Here is a 21,447-nt window from a genome sequence, read left to right on the forward strand (position 1 = left end):
GATGAAACTACGATCACAGATGCTGCTGGCAGCCGGACTGACGCTGGCGGTCCCTCTGGTGGGGTGGCAGAGTGTGCAGCAGCTGTACCGCACGCTGCAGCAGACCCGGATCGATGAGCAGACGCTCAAGGTCGCCAATATGCGTCTGGCACTGTCGGAGGTGTCCGGCGTCGATTCGGCCTTGCGCAGCGGACTGCAGACGGGACAACGGCAAGACTGGTACGCCGAGACTTCACCGTATCCGATATTCGTGGACGGTTATGAGGATGACTGGCAGACGCTGGTGAGTGATTCGATCACATTGAGTGAGGGAAACAACACCGATGCCGCCACCCTGCGGGTGGCTCGTCACGCCGACCGACTGTTTCTCTTCGTCTCGGTGCTGGATGATGTCGTGGAATATCATGTGCCGCCCACCTTGCCGGTAGATGCCGCTGAAGGCGAACAACCTGATCCGCAGGAGAGTCTGGTCAATGGGGATTCGGTGGAATTGCTGATTCAGACAGCCATGAAAGGAGAGCGGGGGCCGATCTGGCAGCACGGTTTGTTCAGAACGATCGCACCGGGCACAATCGACGCCTTGAGTGCGTCGGAAACCAGAGGAGTCAATGGCCGTCCTCAACCGGCCGGCAGCCCGATACGCTCATGGGAAAGTGCCTGGGTTCGGACACGGGATGGTTATCAGCTGGAAATCAGTCTGCCATTGCCTCCCAATGGCGCAAAGGTGGGAATTGCCGTGGTGGACGTGGACAACCGCGAGGAGGCTCGTGTGCGCTGGGCCGGCAGTCTGGACCCGGCGCAGATGCGGCGCGCCCATCTGGTACAGGCAGATCCTCGCAGGGTGCCATCGAGTCTGCTTTTCTACCAGAGCGAGATGGCTGGCGAACGCCTTGAAGGCTGGACCAGTCCCGGGGGCCGGTCTCGTTTGTACGATATCCATGGGCGGCTGCTGGCAGATGTCAACAAGCTCTATGAGCGCGGCTCGCCTGTCGATCAGGACGAGCATGCGGACTACACCAGCGAAGGCCTGTGGGATGCCATACTGCTCAGGGTGTTCGCCTTCTTCGTCGCTGGCGACCTGCCCTTGCTGCCCGAGTATTCCGGTACGGCAGCGTCATTGTTTCTCGATGAGTCCAGGCAGGCTGCCGTTTCGGGGAACGCCCCCTCCACCTCGCGTTACGTGACCGACGAGAATGACCGTGTTCTGGGCACCCTGGCACCTGTCGGATCCACGCCGAGACGTGGCTATCTACTGTATGAGAGCAATGAAGAGCATGCCTCGGCGTATGCCGGCAGTGAGCTGGCGAGGCTGTTCAGCCTGCTGTTGCTTGTCAGCCTGCTTGCGGGGTGCGGACTGCTGACCTTTGCGCTGGTCCTGTCCTCACGCATTCGACGCCTGTCGCTGGAGGCGCAACATGCGGTGGGTGTTGACGGGCGATTGAAAGGGCTCCCGGGCAGCGATGCCCGTGACGAGATTGGTGATCTCTCACGAAAGCTCTCGACGCTGCTGGCGCGTTCTGCAGACTACACCCACTATCTGGAGGCACTCTCCAGCCGACTGTCTCATGAGTTGCGTACCCCCTTGTCGGTGGTAAGAACTTCTATCGAAAATATCGAGCGTGATGGGCTGGATAGCCAGTCACTCATGTTGATTGATCGCGCCAGCGGTGGTGCTGATCATCTGGGATCGATCATCAAGGCTCTGGTGGAGTCGACCCGGCTCGAACAGACGGTGCAGATGGCGGACATGCAGCGGATCGACCTTGCGGACTGGTTGGCCGGTTCTCTGGCGCGCTATCGACAGGTGTACCCTGATATGGCGTTCGAGTCCGATCATGATGAGACGGTCAGTATCTTCGTTCAGGCCTCGCCAGAGCTGCTCAGCCAGGCTTTCGACAAGCTGGTGGACAATGCGGTGAGCTTTGGCAGTGACGCGTCGGTGGTGTTCTCCATGCAGATTGACGGCCAGTCGGCGGAGCGCGGGAATGGGGGCAGGCGAGTGGTCCTGAGTGTCTGCAACCGGGGTCTGCCACTGGACGAGGCCAAGTGCCTGCAATTGTTCGAACCCATGTACTCGGAACGAGGTGGTCATGATGCCGAGCGAGACGACGACGTGCACCTGGGTCTGGGCCTGTACGTTGTCAAGATGATTGCAGAGGTGCATGATGGTTCGGTTATCGCCGGGAATGACCATGGCTGGGTTCGTATCGGATTCAGCTTGCCTGTTTCCCGAGAATCCTGATGCAGCATTCAACGCTGCGTCCAAGGTGCAGGAAAAACTCATGACAGTACAGACCGAAGGCAGGACAGGAAGTCAGTCGATCATTTCCATTCGTGGTCTGACCAAGATCTACAAGGGTGGTCACGAAGCCTTGAAAGGCATCGACCTGGAGGTCAGGGAAGGAGAAATCCTGGCTTTGCTGGGGCCCAATGGCGCAGGCAAGACCACACTCATATCCACCATCTGTGGTCTGGTGACACCCACTGCCGGAAGCGTCACTGTGGGAGGGCATGACATCATCAGGGATTACCGAGCCACACGTTCGCTGATTGGCCTGGTGCCCCAGGAATTGACGCTCGGTGCCTTTGATGTTGTCAAGGATACCGTGCGCTTCAGCCGGGGGCTGTTCGGCATGCCACCGGACGAGAGCAAGCTCGATGCTCTGCTGAGCGATCTGTCCCTGCTCGACAAGAAGGAGGCAATGGTCAGTCGGCTTTCGGGTGGCATGAAGCGACGTGTGCTGATTGCCAAGGCCCTGTCGCATGAGCCCCGGGTTCTGTTTCTGGACGAGCCGACCGCGGGTGTCGATGTCGAACTTCGCAAGGACATGTGGAAACTGGTGGAAAAACTTCGTCAGGATGGTGTCACCATCATCCTGACGACCCACTACATCGAAGAAGCCGAAGAGATTGCTGACCGGGTTGGTGTCATCAGCAATGGTCGTTTGCTGGTGATCGATGACAAGGTCAATCTCATGAACTCGCTGGGCAAGAAGCAGCTGACGGTGGAATTGAAAGGCGCGACCAATGCACTGCCGGAATCGCTGGCGGAGTTCGATCTGGAACTCTCCGCCGATGGACAGAGGCTGACATACACCTATGACACCCGAAGTGAGCGCACCGGTATCACATCGCTGTTGCAGGCCGTCAGTGACGCGGGTCTGGTCCTGAAGGATCTGAATACCCGGCAGAGTTCGCTGGAGGACATCTTCGTCAATCTGGTACACAGTGAAGGCGGGAAGGAACCATCATGAATGTGCAAGCCATCAAAGCCATCTACTTCAACGAGATGGCGAGAACCCGCAAGACACTGATGCAGAGTATTGCCTCTCCAGTCATCTCGACGGTGCTCTACTTCATCGTTTTCGGTTCCGCGATCGGTTCGCGCATACAATCGGTGGAAGGTGTCGACTACGGCTCCTTCATCGTGCCGGGGCTGGTCATGTTGTCCCTGCTGACGCAGAGCATTTCCAATGCTTCCTTCGGCATCTTCTTTCCCAAGTTCACGGGGACCGTCTATGAGATCATGTCCGCACCGATCTCCTTCTTCGAAGTGTTGATCGGCTATGTGGGGGCTGCTGCTACCAAGTCCCTGATCATCGGTACCATCATACTGATCACTGCGTCATTCTTCGTCGATCTGCATATTGCCCATCCGGTATGGATGATTGCGTTTCTGGTATTGACCTGTATCGCCTTCAGTCTGTTCGGCTTCATCATCGGCCTGTGGGCCGATAACTTCGAAAAACTGCAACTCATTCCCCTGCTGGTGATCACACCGCTGGTGTTTCTGGGTGGAAGTTTCTATTCCGTCAGCATGTTGCCCGAGTTCTGGCAGAAGGTGACCTTGCTCAATCCGGTGCTATACCTGGTGAGTGGCTTTCGCTGGAGTTTCTTTGAAGTCTCCGACGTCAGTGTCATGCTCAGCCTGATGATGATCTCCGGATTCCTGATGGCATGCCTGATCGTGGTCTGGCTGATGTTCAAGACCGGGTACAAGCTGAAGCAGTGACACCTTTCGAGGCAGTGGTGCCGTTCCTACCCGGCCTTCAGTCGATCTATCGTATGATCGAGTTTTGACAATGACTCCGTGATCCGGAACAGACAGTGTTTCATCTCGTCTTCGAGCTGAAACTTCATTTCCTTCATCAGTTCCGGATCGGTGTCAGCGGGCAAGCGCTCCATCAGTTCCAGCACGTGCTTGCGCGCGATTTCCAATTCGCCGGTGAAGCCATTGGCGGTAACGGCAGAGCCGGAAAGGTCGTGAATGTGCTGTGACAGCGTTGATTTCACGGGAGCGTTCCCTGAGCTCTGCTCTAGTTCGGCGTCTGGATTGGCTAGAGACATTCGCAGGCCTCCATGGTGTCATGCAGCTGCAAGGCGTCGAATGGCTTCTGTAGAAAGAAGCTGCGCGGGACCTGGCTGGCCCGGTTCTCCAGCTCGGAGCGTTCACTGGCTGTAATGAAGATGATGGGGGTGGACATGGTGGCGTGGTGCCTGCGCAAGCGTTCGGCTACCATGAAGCCATCACCGCCAGGCAGATTGATGTCAAGCAGTACGACATCAGGGTTGGACTTGACCGCCTCGTCCATCGCCCTGATGGCATCGCTGACACTGTGAACCTGAAAGTTCATGTGGGCCAGACGCAGCCGCAGAGCCAGGCTGAGCTTTTCATCATCTTCGATCAGTAATACCTTTTTCATCCTATTCCTCCAATTTGAATATTCGGTGGATTCATCGTGCCAGTTCGAAACTGAAGCAGCTGCCGGTGCCGACTTCACTGGAAACCTTGAGCTGGCTGTTGTGTAGCTGCAGGAGTTCCCGACATATACTCAGTCCCAGCCCGAGTCCTGATCGCAGTATGGTTTCATCTTCGGATTCAACCTGATAGAGGCGCTCGAAGATCAGCTCGACATATTCTTCCGCGATACCACAGCCGGTATCACAGACCAGAAACTCGACGGACTCTCCCTGTGCGGGATCGGTGAAGGTCAATGTGACGGTTCCGTCGGCAGGGGTGAATTTCACGGCATTGCTCAACAGATTGGACAGCACTTGCACGATGCGATCGGCGTCACATCGTATTTTCGTGGTGGTGTCGTATTCGGTAGTGACCATTGCGACTTGCTTCTCCCTGGCGGTCTCCACGATGCTGGCAAGTGAACGATCGATCAATGTGCTGACCGGTACGACGCTGAGCCTCAGCTGTAGCTTGTTGTTGTCGATTCTGGCCAGATCCAGCAGTTCCGTGAATTGCGACCGTATCTGGTCGCAACTCTCCATCGCATGGTCCAGCAACACCAGCTGCTCGGGCGATACCTCTCCGGCTGCACCGTCCTTGATCAGGGAGATGAACTCGCGTGCGGCAGCCAGGGGGGTTTTCACCTCATGAGACACCGTATGGTAGAAGTGGAGTATCTCGCGGCGTTTTGATTCGAGCTGTCCATTGGCAGTTTCCAGCAGGGAGTAGGCCCGTTCCAGCGCCAGGTTACGCTGCACCACGGAGAGTTCGAGGCGCGATCGTTCCACCGCATTGGTGATTGCACGCCTCAGCGAATGCGGCGTTACATTGCGTTTGGCAATGAAATCGACAGCGCCTGCGCGAATGGCCTGAGTGGGAGCGTGTTGACCGCTTTCAGCGGTGACGATGATGGTTGGAGGGGGAAGCCGTGCAGAGTCATTCTGCTGCTCGTTCCATTCATTGAGGCGGTCAACGATATCGGTGCCACAACCATCAGGCAGTTGATAATCGACCAGCAGGCAGTCGTAATCGGTTGCGATACAGCGCTGGAATGCTTCATTGGTGGAAGCCGCCGTTTCAATCAGAAAGTCGATACTGGCCGATTTGCCCAGTTGGCGGCGGCACAGGTCCAGATAGCCGGGATCGTCATCCACCAGCAGCAGCTTGATGCTGGTCTTTTCCTTGCGCTCGCTTTGGGTGGATGCGAAACTCGCGGGAATCATGGCTTGCCGGAATGTTGAGTGTTGTTAACTCAGGTTATTGGCAAGTTATCGGATAGGTTGATCAGTAAACCTCGTTCAGCAACGTCCACCAGAGATCAGCGCACAATTCCACATGGATTTATACTGAAAGTGACGATCGAGCAGCACTTTGATGGTTGTTTCAGCGGGTTCATGGTCTCATCTGCCAGCTGCTCCATTGAGCCAGTGACCCATTGATGTAGACGGCCTGTTGCAGTATCAGCTCATCGTCCGTCTGCAATGCGGTCAATTCGGTCTCTCGCAGGTAGGAGCCTGTCGGGGTCTTCTGACGATGCCGCTGATGACTGTTGATCAGCAGTCCGGAAAAGGTTTCAACGGCGATGGCCGTCAGGGGCAGAACCATGGTTTCGGCTTTGACGCGTCGCTGTCTTTCATCGTATTCCCAGGCCTTGAGAACGATGGCTTCTGCCTGTGGTTGTCCGCGTTCGGAATGTGACCCGTTTTCCGTTTCTCGGCTGATGTCCTGCAATATCACAGGTCTGGATCGGGGCTGTAGAGAGTCGCCAGAGCCGAAGCAATCCGTTCGTTGTCCCATGCCGCTTGTGTATTCTCTCGACAACAGAGCGGCCTGCAATGCCTCGTGTGAAATTGCCTCGGAGACGCGGCTGTCGGGATTCTGCTGCGAAGGGGTGTCCAGTCGGTAGTAGTTGTCACCCATCGCAAGCAGGCGCGGAGACAGGGCCCCGCATTGCGGGTCGGTGGGTGGCAACGGGTATTGCGCAGTCTGCGGGAAGCTGGTGGCTGACAAGGCCGGAAAGCTGACACTGGCTGCAATCAGCAGTCCTGACAGTGCCGACCGGTATCGAGCTGGACTGAACGACATGACGGATCCTCTTTTTCCGTACTGTACTGGAGCTGGATCCGGTGCGCGGTCAGGTTTCCATCGAATTGTGCGGCAATCCTCGCTATGAACGATACGGTGAGAACTGTCTGATCAGTGCAGTCCGCCGCTCGCCTGGATGAATGTGACGACGTCGTCAACTCCTGTACCGCGTTTGAGATCGGTAAACACGGTTGGACGTTGTGCGCGAGCGCTGGCCGCGTCCCGTTGCATGGTGGGCAGATCAGCCTCGACATGCACTGCCAGATCGGTCTTGTTGATGATCAGCAGATCCGAACGCGTGATGGCAGGTCCGCCCTTGCGAGGGATATCTTCGCCCTGACACACGGAAATGACGTACAGCGTCAGATCGGCGAGCTCCGGCGAAAAGGTTGCCGCGAGGTTGTCGCCACCGGATTCGATGAAGATGATATCCAGCGCGGGGAGGCGCTGCTTCAAGGCGTCTATGGCGCGCAGGTTGATGGAGGCATCTTCCCGAATGGCGGTATGCGGACAGCCCCCGGTTTCCACCCCGAGGATGCGATCGCTGCTCAGGGCCTGCAATCTCACCAGGGCATCTGCATCTTCGCGTGTATAGATGTCATTGGTCACGACTGCAATCGAATAGCGCTCTCTGAGTGCCAGGCACAACTGTGCCACAAGGCTGGTCTTGCCGGCACCGACGGGACCTCCGATGCCGATTCGAAGTGGTTGGCGTTCTGCTGTGTCTTGCATGGTGTCGGTATTCATGTGAGGCAGACTCGACCTGCCAGTTGTTCATGTTGCAAGGAGGCCAGATCGGCAAGCAGTGTGCCGCTGCCGAGATCGTCCTGGGTAGCGAGACTGGCTTCGAGGCTGACTGATTCGATGACCGGTTCGAGCCGTGCAATCAGTTGCAGACAGCTTGTCTGTCCCAGTGGTACCAGACGAGTGGCTATCCAGGCAAGATTGCTGGACATGGATTGCAGTGTGGATGCAATCAGCAGCTGAACCGGTATGGCGTGCCGAGCCCCCAGCCAGCCACAGGCAACGGCCAATGCAACGTCCTCATCCGGTTCATGCCAATGGCTCGTCTCCGGTGCCTGCCAGGCTGCCGCCGAGGCCAGAAAGGCCGCTGCCAGTTGCGTGGTTTCTGCATGGCGTTCGGCGCCGGATTGCAGAGCCAGCGCCAGGTCATTGAGTTCGCGCAGCGCTTGCAGGGATGGTTGATCTGCTTGCGCCGACGAAAGACTGCCAGCATTGTCGAACACCAATGACTGACTCAGCCGGTGTGCCTGCGCCATGATGATGGAGTCGTTCCAGCCACTGCCTTGAGTGACGATGGCATGAATCCAGTCGTGACAACTGTCAAGATCGTGTACATTCCCGTGCTGAATGGCCGTTTCAAGACCGTGACTGCAACTGAAGGCGCCGGTGGGAAAAGCGGCGGAGGTCCAGGATTGCAGTGTCAGCAACTGTCGCAGTGAAGCCTCTTTGCTCATCAGCCGTGCTGGTGATCATGCGAGTGATCATGCGAGTGATCATGCGAGTGATCATGCGAGTGATCATGCGAGTGATCATGCGAGTGATCGTGCGAGTGACGATGCGACGATCCCTGTTCACCGTCGTAGGCGCCGCCCACCGGGTTGAATCCGGCTTCGATATCCCCAACCGTTGCCCCCAATTCCTCGAGCATGTTTCGTATCACGGGGTCGCGCCGAATGCGAATATGGTCACCCATGATCTGCGTGGCCAGATGCCGATTGCCCACATGCCAGGTCAGGTTGAGCAGATGATGGGCATCGCGTCCATGAACGGTGTACAGGGCTTCGGCTTGCGCTATCACCTTGATACCCCTGCCATCGTTCAGACGCAGAATGTCGCCTTCCCGAAGCAGGGTTGCCGCAGGCAGTTCCAGCAGGAAGGCAATGCCGTTGTCGGACTGCAAGGCAAAACGGCGGCGGTGCCGATCGGTCTCATCCAGTGTAATCGTGTCAACGACTGCCTCTGGTGGATCCTGTTCGCCATTACGCTCGACCGTGTGACAGTGCAAATTGTTCATGTAGGAAATTCGGGTCAGTGTGCGTTTGCCAGAGTTGTCGCGGCAAGTCGGCTCAGAACAGGAAATAGCGCTGTGCCATGGGCAGCTCACTGGCAGGCTCGCAGGTCAGCAACTCTCCATTGGCCCGCACATCGTAGGTCTCTGGATCGACTTCAATGGCAGGGGTTGCGTCATTGAGCAGCATGCTGGACTTGCTGATGCCATCGCGCGTGTTGCTGACGGCGAGCATGCGTTTCTCGACTTCCAGCATCTGCTGCAGACCATTGTCCAGTGCGGCCTGTGAGACGAAAGTGACTGAACTGTTGGTCAGCGACTTGCCGAAGGCTCCGAACATGGGACGGTAATGGACCGGCTGTGGTGTCGTGATGGAGGCATTGGGATCGCCCATCGGGGCAGCGACGATGGTGCCACCGAGCAGAACCATTTCAGGCTTGACACCGAAGAATGCCGGATGCCACAGACACAGATCGGCGCGTTTGCCGACCTCTATCGAACCGATGTCACTGCTGATGCCGTGGGCAATGGCCGGGTTTATCGTGTACTTGGCGATATAGCGTTTGACGCGGAAGTTGTCGTTGTCGCCACTTTCCTGTGGCAGGCGTCCACGCTGCTTCTTCATCTTGTCCGCGGTTTGCCAGGTACGAATCAGTACCTCGCCAACCCGCCCCATGGCCTGGCTGTCCGACGCAATGATGGAAAAGGCCCCCATGTCGTGCAGGATATCTTCAGCGGCAATGGTTTCCTTGCGGATGCGGCTTTCGGCAAATGCGATGTCTTCGGGAATATTGCTGTCCAGATGATGACAGACCATCAACATGTCCAGATGTTCGTCAATGGTGTTGACGGTATAGGGACGTGTCGGGTTGGTGGAGGAGGGCAGGAAGTTGGGCAGGGCGCAGACCGAGATGATATCGGGCGCGTGCCCGCCGCCGGCCCCTTCGGTGTGGAAGGCATGTATGGTGCGACCGGCCACTGCATCGATGGTGCTCTCCACGAAGCCGCTTTCATTGAGCGTATCGGTATGGATCATGACCTGCACATCCAGATTGTCGGCAACCGACAGACAGCAGTCGATGGCGGCTGGCGTCGTGCCCCAGTCTTCGTGCAGCTTCAGGGCCGCTGCGCCGGCGAGAACCATCTCCTCCAGAGCCGCAGGCTGTGACGCATTGCCCTTGCCGGCAAATGCCAGATTCATCGGCAGGGCATCGGCCGCCTGGATCATGCGCGCCAGGTGCCAGGGGCCTGGCGTACAGGTAGTGGCCAGAGTGCCGTGTGCCGGACCGGTGCCGCCGCCGAGCATGGTGGTGACGCCGGAACAGAGCGCTTCATCGATCTGCTGTGGACAGATGAAATGGATATGGCTGTCAAATCCGCCGGCGGTGAGGATACGGCCTTCGGCGGCGATGGCCTCGGTACCGGGACCGATGACAATGTCGACACCGTCCTGGGTGTCCGGATTGCCGGCCTTGCCGATGGCAGCAATCCGGCCGTCGACCAGGCCGACGTCAGCCTTGTAGATACCGGTGTAGTCCACGATCAGGGCATTGGTGATGACCGTATCGACGGCGCCCTGCGCCCGCGTCTGCTGGGACTGGCCCATGCCGTCGCGGATGACCTTGCCACCTCCGAACTTGACCTCTTCGCCGTAGCTGCAGAAGTCCCGTTCCACTTCGATGACGAGATCGGTATCCGCCAGACGAACCCGGTCACCCGTGGTGGGACCATACATGTCTGCATATGCCTGCCGGCTGATCTGCCTTGCCATTACAGATCTCCCATGATTGCCTGACGAAAACCGATGACCTTGCGATTACCACCGAAGGCGACCAGTTGCACTTCTCTTTGTTGCCCTGGTTCGAAGCGCACCGCCGTACCCGCTGCGATATCGAGCCGATAACCTCGTGCAACCTCGCGATCGAATGCGAGGGCCGGATTCGCTTCGGCAAAATGATAATGGCTGCCTACCTGGACGGGACGGTCACCGGTATTGGCAACCTGCAATGTCAGGCTGTCCTTGCCTTCATTGAGTGTCAGTTCGCCGGCAGCGGTCGTGATTTCACCTGGGATCATGGCTGGCATTACCTGATGGGCTGATGGACAGTGACAAGCTTGACGCCGTCCGGAAAGGTTGCTTCGACCTGGATTTCCGGGATCATCTCACTGATTCCCGGCATGACATCATCGCGGCCGATGACCTGAGCGCCCGTGCTCATGAGTTCGGCCACGCTCTTGCCGTCGCGAGCACCTTCGACCACGAAATCGCTGATCAGTGCGATGGACTCCGGGTGATTGAGCTTGACGCCACGGGCAAGCCGCTTGCGGGCGACTTCAGCCGCCATGGCAATCAGCAGTTTGTCTTTTTCGCGAGGGGTCAGTTGCATGAGCTTACACGTTCCATACTTGCGGTATTGACATCCGGTCGCTCAGATGTTCGATACAGGGTATCAGGAATTTTCGCAACGATTGGCTATCCGTGGCAAGTACTCTGATGACGAGGCGGTGTTTCATGACCGTTGTCGCCGCCTGCAGGGTCGACGTCGTGTCAGGCAACAGCCTGCGGACGCTTTCGCCCTTCATATGCAGGGAATCGCTGGATTCGGGCGATACCAGAACCAGCGTGGATAGCGCACTGTAATGATGCAGCATGCTCGGTCTTCGGGCATGTCGCCTGTCGTCCAGTTGCAGTCGCAGATCTTCCGCATGCAATAGTCTGCCGTCTCGACGGATTCGCCAGCAGTCGTGCAGTTGCAGTCGCTCCACGGACTCCTGCATGGCGTGGCGCCCAAGCACCAGGCTCTCCACGATCAGGGCTGTTGCGTCTCCAGCCACATCCACCTCGAGGCTGCGTTCCAGTGATGAACCATTGAAGACAATCGTTTCCTGCGGTAGCCAGTCCAGACGCGCACCATTTTCGACCGTCAATCGCGTCTGCTGGCGTGCGGCGGGTCCATGTGTTCGATAGAGTTTTTCGCAGGCTGCCGTACTGATGACCAGTCTCGAGCTTTCACCGGCGGTGGCCGACCAGCGGATGTCATCGTCACCGGTCAGGCCTCCGGCGGTGTTGATCAGTACGGCTTGCAATGGGCCCTGAAAGGAATTCGGCAGGCGAATTCGGGCGCTACCCTGCTGATCCAGTGCGGCCAGGGCAGACGGCCCGTTGGGGCGATGTCTGGATGCGACGTGCCCGGCGGCGTTGATCCGCTGCCGGGATACGTTCGGAGCAGTCAGCGGCTTCGCTGTCTCATGTCTGCTGTACACGGGTATTCATGATTCTCGCTGAGTACGTCCTTTATCATGACATCCTGACGGCCTTCTGTTGGTACGAATCGCGTTGCACCACCTGTGACCGGTGTCATGATGACGGAAGGTGCCGGGGTGTGGTGGTCTTCATCGAACCGGGCCAGACGACGGGCCTCGGCAACATTGGCATTGACCGGTACATCCTCATAGTTCCTGCCACCCGGGTCAGCGACATGGTAAGAGCATCCACCGAGGCTGCGATTTGCCCAGGTATCGACGACGTCGAACACCAAGGGCGTATCGACCGGCAAGTCCGGGTGCAGTGCGAAGGTGGGCTGCCAGGCGCGATACCGGACACCGACCACGTATTGACCGGCGGTGGCGGTCTTGCGCATGGGCAGGACACAGCCATTGCAGGTGATCTTGTAACGCTCGTCGTTGAGTCCGCTGACCGTCAGCTGCAGGCGCTCCAGGGAGGAATCGACATAGCGCGCCATGCCACTGGCTGATGCTTCCTCTCCCAGGACGTGCCAGGGTTCGATTGCGGCACGCAGTTCCAATGTGATATCGCCAACCTGGCGCACCCCGTAGATCGGAAAACGGAATTCCCAGAAGGCATCGAGCCAGTCGGCATCGAAGGCCAGTCCGTTTCGCTTGAGATCGTCAATGACATCGCAGATATCCTGCCATAGATAGTGTGGCAGCATGAAACGATCATGCAGCTCGGTGCCCCAGCGAATCAGCTTGCCCTGATAGGGTTTGTCCCAGAAGCGGCTGATCAGGCAACGAATCAGCAAGGCCTGGACGATACTCATGCGGGCATGCGGCGGCATTTCGAAGGCTCGCAACTCGACAATGCCCAGTCGTCCGGCAGGACCATCCGGCGAGTAGAGCTTGTCGATGCAGATTTCCGTGCGGTGGGTATTGCCGGTGAGATCGATCAACAGGTTTCTGAGCAGGCGGTCAACCAGCCAGGGTTTGTCACTGTCACCATCGGGTAATCTGGACAAGGCCATTTCGAGCTCATACAGTGACTCGGAGCGAGCCTCATCGATCCGCGGTGCCTGACTGGTAGGGCCGATGAACATGCCGGAAAACAGATAGGACAGACTGGGATGATGCTGCCAGTAAGTGATCAGGCTGCGTAACAGGTCCGGACGTCGCAGAAACGGGCTATCGGCCGGCGTGTGACCGCCCATGGTGACATGGTTGCCACCGCCGGTTCCGGTGTGCCGACCATCAACCATGAACTTCTCGGCGCCCAGTCGCGACTCGCGCGCCGCTTCGTAGATGGTTTCGGTTCGTTCCACCAGTTCACTGAACGTGCGCGACGGATGAATGTTGACTTCGATGACGCCCGGGTCCGGTGTGATGCGGAAGGATTGCAGACGGGCATCTCGCGGTGGCTCGTAGCCTTCGATGACCGGAAAGACGTCCGCTGCGATACAGGCTCGCTCGATGCACCCCATCAACAGTACCCAGCCGCGCGCGCTCTGCATGGGGGGCAGGAACAGATAGAGCGACCCGTCGCGCACTTCGGCGCACAGCGTCGTGCGAATGATGGATGGCGCTGTCTGTCCGGCATCATCGCCTGACGTCCTGCTACCGAAGGCGATCTCGGTAACCGGATCGGGTAACGGTGTGGCGGGATTGAAGTTGTCTTCCAGCAACGCATTGGCTTCCCTGTCTACCGAGGTGTCATCCGGTAGCGAGGCCAACGGCAAGCGCAGGCCGGCGGGAGAGTCACCCGGGATCAGGAAAACGTTCTTGCGACGCAATGGCCAGCTGCCGGAAAGCCAGTGTCCATGGTGATCGGTTGCATCGCTGATCGGTGGCGCATAGGCCAGGGGCAGCATGTAACCGATCGGATCGTCGATACCCTGAGACAATTGCTCGACCAGGCGACGACGAGAGCGGCTGTCCTTGAGTTCCAGAGAATCCAGCTCGACCCCTTCGGGCAGCAGTGCTTCCAGATGCAGGTGGTGCAGAGGGTCTTCATACAGACCGCGGATATGCTCGTCGGATACCTGCAGTTCCTCGCACAGATGCTGCATGAAACAGCTGGCATCTTCCCGAGTGGAAGGGTGGCTGCCGGGGGTGGTCAGGCGGCCGGGATCCTTCCAGATGGGCTTGCCGTCCGTGCGCCAGTGGCTGATCAGAGCCCAGCGCGGTGTGGGTTCCCCGGGGTACCACTTGCCTTGTGCATAGGCAATAATGCCATTCGGAGAGAACGCGGTTCTGAGCTTCTCCAGAAAAACACCTGCCCGCTCCAGCTTGTGCTCACCCAGAGCGGCATTGTTCCATTCCGGGCTTTCCATGTCATCGATGGACACGAACGTGGGCTCGCCACCCATGGTCAGGCGCACATCCTGTTGTTCCAGACGCTGATCAACCGTCTCGCCAAGATCCAGGACGCGCTGCCATTCACTGTCACTGTAGGGGAGGGTGACACGCGGGCGTTCATCGAACCGGGCCACACGGTTGTGGAAGTAGAAATCACTGGCCATTTCGCTGGCGACACCCGTGATGGGAGCTGCACTGACCGGTTGAGGTGTACATGCCAGGGGAATGTGCCCCTCTCCGGCAAACAGCCCGGAGGTTGGATCCAGCCCCACCCAGCCGGCTCCCGGTATGTAGACTTCAGTCCAGGCGTGCAGGTCGGTAAAGTCGGCTTCGGCTCCGGAGGGACCGTCGATGGACTTGACATCCGGCGTCAGTTGTACGAGGTAGCCCGAGACGAAGCGTGCCGCAATGCCGTAGTGACGCATGATTTCCACCAGCAACCAGCCACTGTCCCGACAGGAGCCCATGGCCAGCTGCAGTGTCTCCTCACTGCTCTGCACGCCGGGTTCCATGCGCAGCTGATAGGCCACATCACGGTGCACTGCCTGGTTGATCTCAACCAGTGCATCGATGATCCGGGTGTCAGCCGCCGGCTTGTTGTCATCGAGCCAGGCTTGCAGAAGAGGAGATGCCTGGGAGGTGGCCAGGTACGGCGCCAATTCACCCCGGTTCACCTCGCTATAGCTGAACGGAAATTTCTCCGCCGATTCCTCCACGAAGAAATCGAAGGGATTGATGACGGTCAGTTCGGCTACCAGATCGACCCGTACGGACAGGCGGTCGCTTTTCTCGGGAAAGACGATTCTTGCCAGGTAGTTGCCGAACGGGTCCTGCTGCCAATTGATGAAATGATCGGCGGGCTCTACCGTCAGGCTGTAGCTCAGAATGGGAGTCCGGCAGTGCGGGGCCGGGCGCAGTCTGATGATATGTGGATGAAGTGTGACCGGTTTGTCGTAGCTGTAGACGGTAGTGTGATCCAGCGCGACTTTTATACTCATACAGAAGTTTCCAATTCGGCGGATGCACGGTCAGCAGGCAGATCTTCTCCGGCAACCGTATCTTGTGATTTGAAGTAGTTGGTGGATAGCGCGGCACTGACATCGAGCATGCCCAGCTGCAGATCGTCGAGGAACTCGTGCAATTGATCGGGATTGTTGGCAAGCACCGGATAGACGGCGCTATCGAGTTTCTGTCGCAGAGCGGCAATGGCATCGCGTGGCGCAGAGCTTCCACCAACCTTGCGAAAGCTGTCGTCCAGATGATCCAGGCAGAATGCATAGGAGCGGGGAAGGTTCGCATCCGAGAGCAGAAACGCCAGGGTGTCCGGCCCGTTGACGGGGCGGCGCAATTGCTGGCGGTACATCTGGTGTGCGACCAGCGTACGCAGGACGGCTACCCAGCGCTGATTCTGGATGGCGATGAGTTCGCCACTGGTATGGTTGGCTGACAGTCTGGTGGATTGCACATCGATGACTCGTGATGTCATGTCGGCTCTCTCCAGGTAGCAGCCCATGCGCATGACGCGATAACCCAGATCATGGCTCATGTTGCTGTTGAGACTGCCGGAAATCGATTGCAGCCGATCTTCCACATCGCGCAGAAAGACCAGCCGGTGGGAAGGCTGTGCGTACACGCTTTCCACTTCCCGGCTGACGAGGCGGCACAGGCTGTTGATGGATTCGTAGCTGGTCTTGGGAATGATGTCCCGGCAGCTTCGCAGGTTCGCATGAATGGCCGTGAAATCGTTGACCAGCGAGCCGGGATTTTCCTTGTCGGTCAGCAGGAAGTGATTCACCGTCGATTCGGTGGCCGTGACGTGAATTTCGGCAAATTCATCATCCAGACCATTGATCGATATCAGTGGGATCCAGCTCTGGTGGTCATCAAGACCCGGCAGGTCCATCAGCAGATTGCTGTGAACCTGAATCAGGCGCACCGTGTTCTCGGCGCGCTCGAGATAACGACTCAACCAGTAGATATTTTCGGCAACTCTGGCAAGCATGGCTTATTGCTCCTGCGTTTGTCGCTGGCTGTCATTGAGGGGTGGGTTTGCAGTATTGCTGCGAACCACCCAGGTGTCCTTGCTCCCGCCGCCCTGTGAGGAATTGACGACAAGAGAGCCTTCGACCATTGCCACCCGGGTCAGGCCGCCGGTGGTTACGGTAAGTTCCTCGCCCTGCAGGACGAAGGGACGCAGATCCAGGTGGCGGGCCTTGAACTGACCCTCGCAGATGGTCGGGGCAGTGGACAGTGTCAAGGTTGGCTGGCCGATGTAATTGCGCGGATTCGTGCGAATGTTCTCGGCCATCTCGGCCTGTTCCTCGGCCGTGCTCTGGGGGCCGATAAGCATGCCGTAACCGCCGGATTCATTGGCAGGCTTGACCACCAGAGAGGCAAGATTATCGAGCACATACTGTCGTTCTTCTTCGTTTTCGCAGCGATAGGTCGGTACATTCTCGATCAGCGGTTCCTCGTTCAGATAGTAACGAACGATATCGGGGACATAGGAATAGATGACCTTGTCATCTGCCACTCCCGCACCCGGTGCATTGGCGATGGCAACCTTGCCGGAGCGCCAGGCCTTCATCAGTCCGCTGACGCCCAGGGTTGAATCGGGGTTGAAGCATTCCGGATCGATGAAGGCGTCATCTACCCGGCGGTAGATGACATCGACGCGCTTGAGTCCGCCGACGATACGCATGTACACGTATCCATCGTCCCGCACGACCAGGTCTCTGCCCTCGACCAGTTCGGCACCGATTTCCTGTGCTAGGAAGGTATGCTCGAAATAGGCCGAGTTGAAGACACCCGGAGTCAGGACAACCAGGCAGGGGTCCTTCTCCTCGCTCAGCGAAGACAGCATGTATTGCAGATTCTCGGTGTAATTGTCCACCGGGAGAATATGGCACTGGCGGAACACTTCCGGCATGGCGCGTTTCATGACCTCTCGGTTCTCGATCATGTACGACACGCCGGATGGCACCCGCAGATTGTCCTCCAGCACATAGACGGTGCCATCATCGCCTCGGACCAGGTCACTGCCACAGATGTGTGCCCAGACACCGTGAGCGGGTGTCATGCCGAGACATTCCGGACGAAAGTTGCTGGATGATTCGATCAGTTCCCGTGGAACGATGTTGTCCTTGAGTATGGCCTGATCGTTGTAGAGATCGTTGATGAACAGATTGAGTGCGCGCAGTCGTTGTTGCAAGCCTGCCTCTATCTTGCCCCATTCCAGTGCATCTATGACCCTGGGCACGATATCGAGTGGCCATTCGCGATCGATGTTGCCCTTGTCAGAGTAGACGGTGAAGGTGATGCCCATCTGTTCGATGGCCAGTTGGGCAGCACGCTGTCGGTGAGAGAGGTCTGCGTCGCTGAGCTCGTTGAGCCAGTTGATGAGATGCTGGGCTGCATTTCGGGGGGCTCCATCATCACTGATCAGTTCATCGAACCCCGGACTTTCATAGTGTTTCCAGCGATCAGGCATTGGCTTCAGATCTCCGCTAAGGTTAAAACTCTGTCTTCCATTCTCAGAACATCGACTTCCACTGTCAATGAATGCGTGCCTCCACCATATACCATTCCCTTGACCGGTGTAACATCACCGTAATCGCGGCCCCAGGCAGTTGTGATGTACTGGTTGTCAGGCCGTTTGTTATTGGTTGGATCGAAGTCGATCCAGCCATGTTGTGCATCGAATATCGCATACCAGGCATGCGAAGCGTCTGCGCCCTGTAACTTTTTCTGTCCGGGTGGCGGCAGTGTTTCCAGGTAACCACTGACATATCGCGCAGGAATTCCCTGCCGCCGCAGTGCACCGATGGCCAGATGCGCAAAGTCCTGGCAGACCCCCTTGCGAGCTGCGTGTATCTCGCTCAGAGGGGTGACCAGGTTGGAAAAACCCGAGGTGTAGTCGAACGTCGTGAAGATGTGCTCCATCATGTTCTGACCGTATTCAACGACGTTCTGGCTGCCAAGCGGCAGCTCCTTGATGAATTCATCAAGTGTGTCGCTGGGCGGTATATAGGGCGAGGGCAGCAGGCAGTCGTGCGCCATCAGAGCGTCCTGAGTGTTGCTCGACAGCAGCAGTTGCAGATTGTCACTGACGCTGCGTGACGGTGGCAGAGGCGGAAGCACATCCCGGGTCTGGATCAGCGATGTCACCACGATGTCACAGGACTTGTGCCGTTGGCTCAGGTTGAAGCGGGCGGTGGCGTTGCCGAATACATCCGTGTCGAACTGGATGTTGCCGGGTTCAGGGCTGACATCGATGCGTGTTTCAAGGCACTGTTGTGAGGCAGTGCTGCGAGGCTGCAGGCAGATATGGTTGTGTGAAAGACTTGCCTGTTGAGTGTATTCGTAGTGCGTGCGGTGTCTGACTTGCAATTTCATGATGCACTTCCAGCATTGTTCGGCTCGGCCTTTCTGACCGAAGTTCTGTTGGCCGATACGTCAGAGAGCTGCTGACTGCTCTCTACATGTGCAAAGTAGGTGGCGCTGAGCACATCCGCCATTTCATTGGGCAGCTTCGACAGTACGCTCAGGAACTTGCCCAGGTTCTGGCGTGAGCCGCGTGCCGCATTGATCAGTGAGTCGGTATCGGCCAGTTGTATCCGGCTGAGTCCGGCGATCACCAGACGCGACAGATCATCTGCCTGAGACAGGTTGCGCCTTCCCGGTAGTCGCCTGATCGTCTTCTCGATTTCATTGAGCTGGAATGCCAGCGAGCGAGGATTGTATTCATCGAGCATCAGCAATTGCAATACCAGACTGGCATCCATCTGACTGCGATAGCGACTGCGATAGGTCATGGTGCTGTCGAACAGCTTGAGCAGGGTCTCGAGCAGCAAGGTGTCATCGCGCTCCTGACTCAACATGGTGTCGATGATGACCGAATATTGTGCAACACGATCAAGGCGACGTCCGAGCATCATGAATCGCCAGCCATCCCCATGTGTGAAATTCTCGTGAGTAAGCCCGGAAAACGCCGACAACAGCATCAATATATCGTCCAGTTGATCGCTGGTCTGTTCCAGAGCATCGGTATCTTCGGTGAACAGGGCTGTATTGACGTTCTGCACGAGTTTGGTGCGTCTGTCTTCCAGGCGGTTGAGTATCTGCAGCAATTCGTCCGATACGCGATCGCGTACCGCGGACGCGCTGTTCTGCAACGCTGACAGTGCCGAGGGCAGTGTGCCGACACGTTCCGGATCATGCAGTAACGAGAGCAGTTCCTTCTCCGGGTTTTCCAGTTTGCGGGCACCGCCACGGCCAATGAAGCCCGGTAGCGTGCCGGTGGCCTGAGTGGTTGCACGCAGAATGGCGCTCAACACCGGGCTGACGGTTGAGCTGTCGACATCATCATTCTGCAATACCTGGAATACGGAGCGCAGGAGTCGCGCCGAGTTCTCACAACGGGCAGCGTTGCGCCCCATCCAGAAGAGATTCTCCGCCACCCGGCTTGGCAGTTCCCCATTGAGCACATACTGGTTTTCCAATGAGCGTTTGCCGAGCAGCGTCACGGGCTTGACCGGTCCGTCGGCAATGACCCAGGTATCCTTGCTGCCTATCAGTGAATTGAAAGGGGGGCGGCGACCTTCGGAAACAGTGTCGAGCAGGCACAAGCCACCGGGCATGGTCTGGTAGTGACTGGTCTGACCGTCATCGTGACGCACCATGTAGAGTCTGACAGTGACCTGCCTTTGCACTCTTTCTGTGCCGCGAAAGCCGGGAGCGCAGGAGCGATCGATTCTTTCCTGTGCAACAAAGCGCTGTGGTGTGCGCCTGATGTTCATGTGCAAGCGATCCAGCTCGGCGGCTGTCATCAATCGCGGGTCATGCAACTGGCCCAGCGAGTCGATGCTCCGAAACAGCAGCTTGTCCAGTTTGCCAAGGACATGGTTGCGTTGTTTGTCATCGCCCAGCCAGTAGGTGGGTGGTCCGGGCAGGCGCAGGTCCTCTCCCAGCAATTCGCGACACAGTCTGGTCATGCAACTGTTGAGGGCTGCATTTTCCATGACACCGGCCCCCAGCGGGTTGATCACCTTCACGCCGCCTGCACGAACAGCCTGGAACAGACCGGTGATGCCCCTGACACCCGCCTGGCCGATGGCCAGCGGGTCCAGCTCGGTGTCGTTGATGAAGCGGAAGATGACCGCCACTCTTTGCAGTCCGGAGACCGTCTTTATATAGGCCCTGTTATCCCGTATGGTCAGGTCACCAACCTGGACCAGCGTATACCCGAGGTATTTGGAGAGGTAGGCGTACTCGAAATAGTGCGGGTGAGTCGGACCCGGTGCCAGCATGACGCAGCGTCCGTCGTATTCGGACAAATGGCCGATGTAGCTTTGCAGATGCTTGAAATACTCGGCAATGCGCAGGACCCGTGAATTGCGAAACAGGCGAGGCAGTGTGCGTGACAGCACCAGCCGATTCTCCAGCGAGTAGCCGATACCTTCCGGGAACTGGCAGATGTCGTCGACGACGTACCAGCGCCCTGACGGTGAGCGCGAGACATCGGCACTGAACAGTGGTAGCGACTGCGAGTCGTCGCAGTTCACGGCATCACGCAGATAGCCCTTGTGGGCAAATACCATGGCCGGAGGAATCAGGCCTTTCCTGAGAAGATTCTGATGGCCGTAGATGTCGCTCAGAATGGCCTGCTTGAGTCGAGCCCTCTGTTCCAGACCGGCACTCAGAGCGGCCCAGTCCGCGGGCTCGATGACCATGGGGTACAGGTCCAGATTCCAGGGGCGCGGCGCTGCATCCGATTCCGACAAGGGACTGTAGGCAATACCGTTGGCGCGGAGCTGCCGGGCGATATCGATCTGGCGTCTCTCCACCTGCGTGGCATCGAGTTGGTCCATGACACTGGTGATGGCTTGCCAGCTCGGCAGTACCGAGCCGTCTGCGGCCATGATTTCGTTGTGCAACTTGACGTCTGGAAAGCTCTGTATGGCGTTCGGCATGGTGGGCAATGAATGCTTTGGTTAAATCC

General features: G+C 57.8%; 19 protein-coding genes. 3 read left to right on the forward strand and 16 right to left on the reverse strand.

Annotation, left to right across the window (positions count from 1 at the left end):
- The first annotated feature begins 1 nt into the window (after window position 1).
- The 3 genes from ACUNV4_RS07015 to ACUNV4_RS07025 are packed head-to-tail and all read left to right on the forward strand — an operon-like array spanning window position 2 to window position 4,012.
- Window positions 2-2,242 (forward strand): ATP-binding protein, encoded by a 2,241-nt coding sequence (locus tag ACUNV4_RS07015; protein ID WP_430877792.1) that lies wholly within the window; start codon window positions 2-4, stop codon window positions 2,240-2,242.
- Between the two features lie 40 nt (window positions 2,243-2,282).
- Complete coding sequence (locus tag ACUNV4_RS07020; protein ID WP_430877793.1) at window positions 2,283-3,254, forward strand: ABC transporter ATP-binding protein; 972 nt, start codon at window positions 2,283-2,285, stop codon at window positions 3,252-3,254.
- On the forward strand, window positions 3,251-4,012 hold the full coding sequence (locus ACUNV4_RS07025; protein ID WP_430877794.1) for an ABC transporter permease: 762 nt from the start codon (window positions 3,251-3,253) through the stop codon (window positions 4,010-4,012). The genes ACUNV4_RS07020 and ACUNV4_RS07025 overlap by 4 nt, the downstream gene beginning before the upstream one ends.
- A gap of 26 nt (window positions 4,013-4,038) precedes the next feature.
- Here ACUNV4_RS07025 and ACUNV4_RS07030 read toward each other — a convergent pair whose 3' ends face one another.
- The 16 genes from ACUNV4_RS07030 to ACUNV4_RS07105 form a co-directional block, all read right to left on the reverse strand.
- Window positions 4,039-4,293 (reverse strand): hypothetical protein, encoded by a 255-nt coding sequence (locus ACUNV4_RS07030; protein WP_430877795.1) that lies wholly within the window; start codon window positions 4,291-4,293, stop codon window positions 4,039-4,041.
- 44 nt (window positions 4,294-4,337) lie between these two features.
- Window positions 4,338-4,703 (reverse strand): response regulator, encoded by a 366-nt coding sequence (locus ACUNV4_RS07035; protein WP_430877796.1) that lies wholly within the window; start codon window positions 4,701-4,703, stop codon window positions 4,338-4,340.
- Between the two features lie 31 nt (window positions 4,704-4,734).
- A complete protein-coding gene (locus ACUNV4_RS07040; protein WP_430877797.1) occupies window positions 4,735-5,964 on the reverse strand; it encodes an ATP-binding response regulator in 1,230 nt (409 codons plus the stop codon).
- Window positions 5,965-6,133: 169 nt separating this feature from the next.
- Window positions 6,134-6,826, reverse strand: coding sequence for a hypothetical protein (locus ACUNV4_RS07045; RefSeq protein WP_430877798.1), 693 nt, complete (start codon window positions 6,824-6,826; stop codon window positions 6,134-6,136).
- Window positions 6,827-6,937: 111 nt separating this feature from the next.
- Window positions 6,938-7,558, reverse strand: coding sequence for an urease accessory protein UreG (gene ureG, locus ACUNV4_RS07050; RefSeq protein ID WP_430877799.1), 621 nt, complete (start codon window positions 7,556-7,558; stop codon window positions 6,938-6,940).
- 11 nt (window positions 7,559-7,569) lie between these two features.
- Window positions 7,570-8,304 (reverse strand): urease accessory protein UreF, encoded by a 735-nt coding sequence (locus ACUNV4_RS07055; RefSeq protein ID WP_430877800.1) that lies wholly within the window; start codon window positions 8,302-8,304, stop codon window positions 7,570-7,572.
- A complete protein-coding gene (locus tag ACUNV4_RS07060) occupies window positions 8,304-8,864 on the reverse strand; it encodes an urease accessory protein UreE (protein ID WP_430877801.1) in 561 nt (186 codons plus the stop codon). Before ACUNV4_RS07060 ends, ACUNV4_RS07055 begins: the two co-directional genes overlap by 1 nt.
- Before the next feature lie 52 nt (window positions 8,865-8,916).
- On the reverse strand, window positions 8,917-10,629 hold the full coding sequence (ureC, locus tag ACUNV4_RS07065) for an urease subunit alpha (RefSeq protein WP_430877802.1): 1,713 nt from the start codon (window positions 10,627-10,629) through the stop codon (window positions 8,917-8,919).
- Complete coding sequence (locus ACUNV4_RS07070) at window positions 10,629-10,934, reverse strand: urease subunit beta (protein ID WP_430877803.1); 306 nt, start codon at window positions 10,932-10,934, stop codon at window positions 10,629-10,631. Before ACUNV4_RS07070 ends, ureC begins: the two co-directional genes overlap by 1 nt.
- A gap of 8 nt (window positions 10,935-10,942) precedes the next feature.
- Window positions 10,943-11,245, reverse strand: coding sequence for an urease subunit gamma (locus ACUNV4_RS07075; protein ID WP_430877804.1), 303 nt, complete (start codon window positions 11,243-11,245; stop codon window positions 10,943-10,945).
- Between the two features lie 4 nt (window positions 11,246-11,249).
- Window positions 11,250-12,122, reverse strand: a complete 873-nt coding sequence (locus tag ACUNV4_RS07080) for an urease accessory protein UreD (protein WP_430877805.1) — start codon at window positions 12,120-12,122, stop codon at window positions 11,250-11,252.
- A complete protein-coding gene (locus ACUNV4_RS07085) occupies window positions 12,089-15,445 on the reverse strand; it encodes a transglutaminase family protein (protein ID WP_430877806.1) in 3,357 nt (1,118 codons plus the stop codon). Before ACUNV4_RS07085 ends, ACUNV4_RS07080 begins: the two co-directional genes overlap by 34 nt.
- Window positions 15,442-16,449 (reverse strand): alpha-E domain-containing protein, encoded by a 1,008-nt coding sequence (locus ACUNV4_RS07090; protein ID WP_430877807.1) that lies wholly within the window; start codon window positions 16,447-16,449, stop codon window positions 15,442-15,444. The genes ACUNV4_RS07085 and ACUNV4_RS07090 overlap by 4 nt, the downstream gene beginning before the upstream one ends.
- Before the next feature lie 3 nt (window positions 16,450-16,452).
- Window positions 16,453-17,937, reverse strand: a complete 1,485-nt coding sequence (locus ACUNV4_RS07095) for a circularly permuted type 2 ATP-grasp protein (protein WP_430877808.1) — start codon at window positions 17,935-17,937, stop codon at window positions 16,453-16,455.
- Between the two features lie 5 nt (window positions 17,938-17,942).
- Complete coding sequence (locus tag ACUNV4_RS07100; RefSeq protein WP_430877809.1) at window positions 17,943-18,842, reverse strand: transglutaminase family protein; 900 nt, start codon at window positions 18,840-18,842, stop codon at window positions 17,943-17,945.
- Complete coding sequence (locus ACUNV4_RS07105; RefSeq protein WP_430877810.1) at window positions 18,839-21,418, reverse strand: circularly permuted type 2 ATP-grasp protein; 2,580 nt, start codon at window positions 21,416-21,418, stop codon at window positions 18,839-18,841. Before ACUNV4_RS07105 ends, ACUNV4_RS07100 begins: the two co-directional genes overlap by 4 nt.
- Window positions 21,419-21,447: the final 29 nt, after the last annotated feature.

It is taken from the genome of Granulosicoccus sp. 3-233 (genome assembly GCF_052681095.1).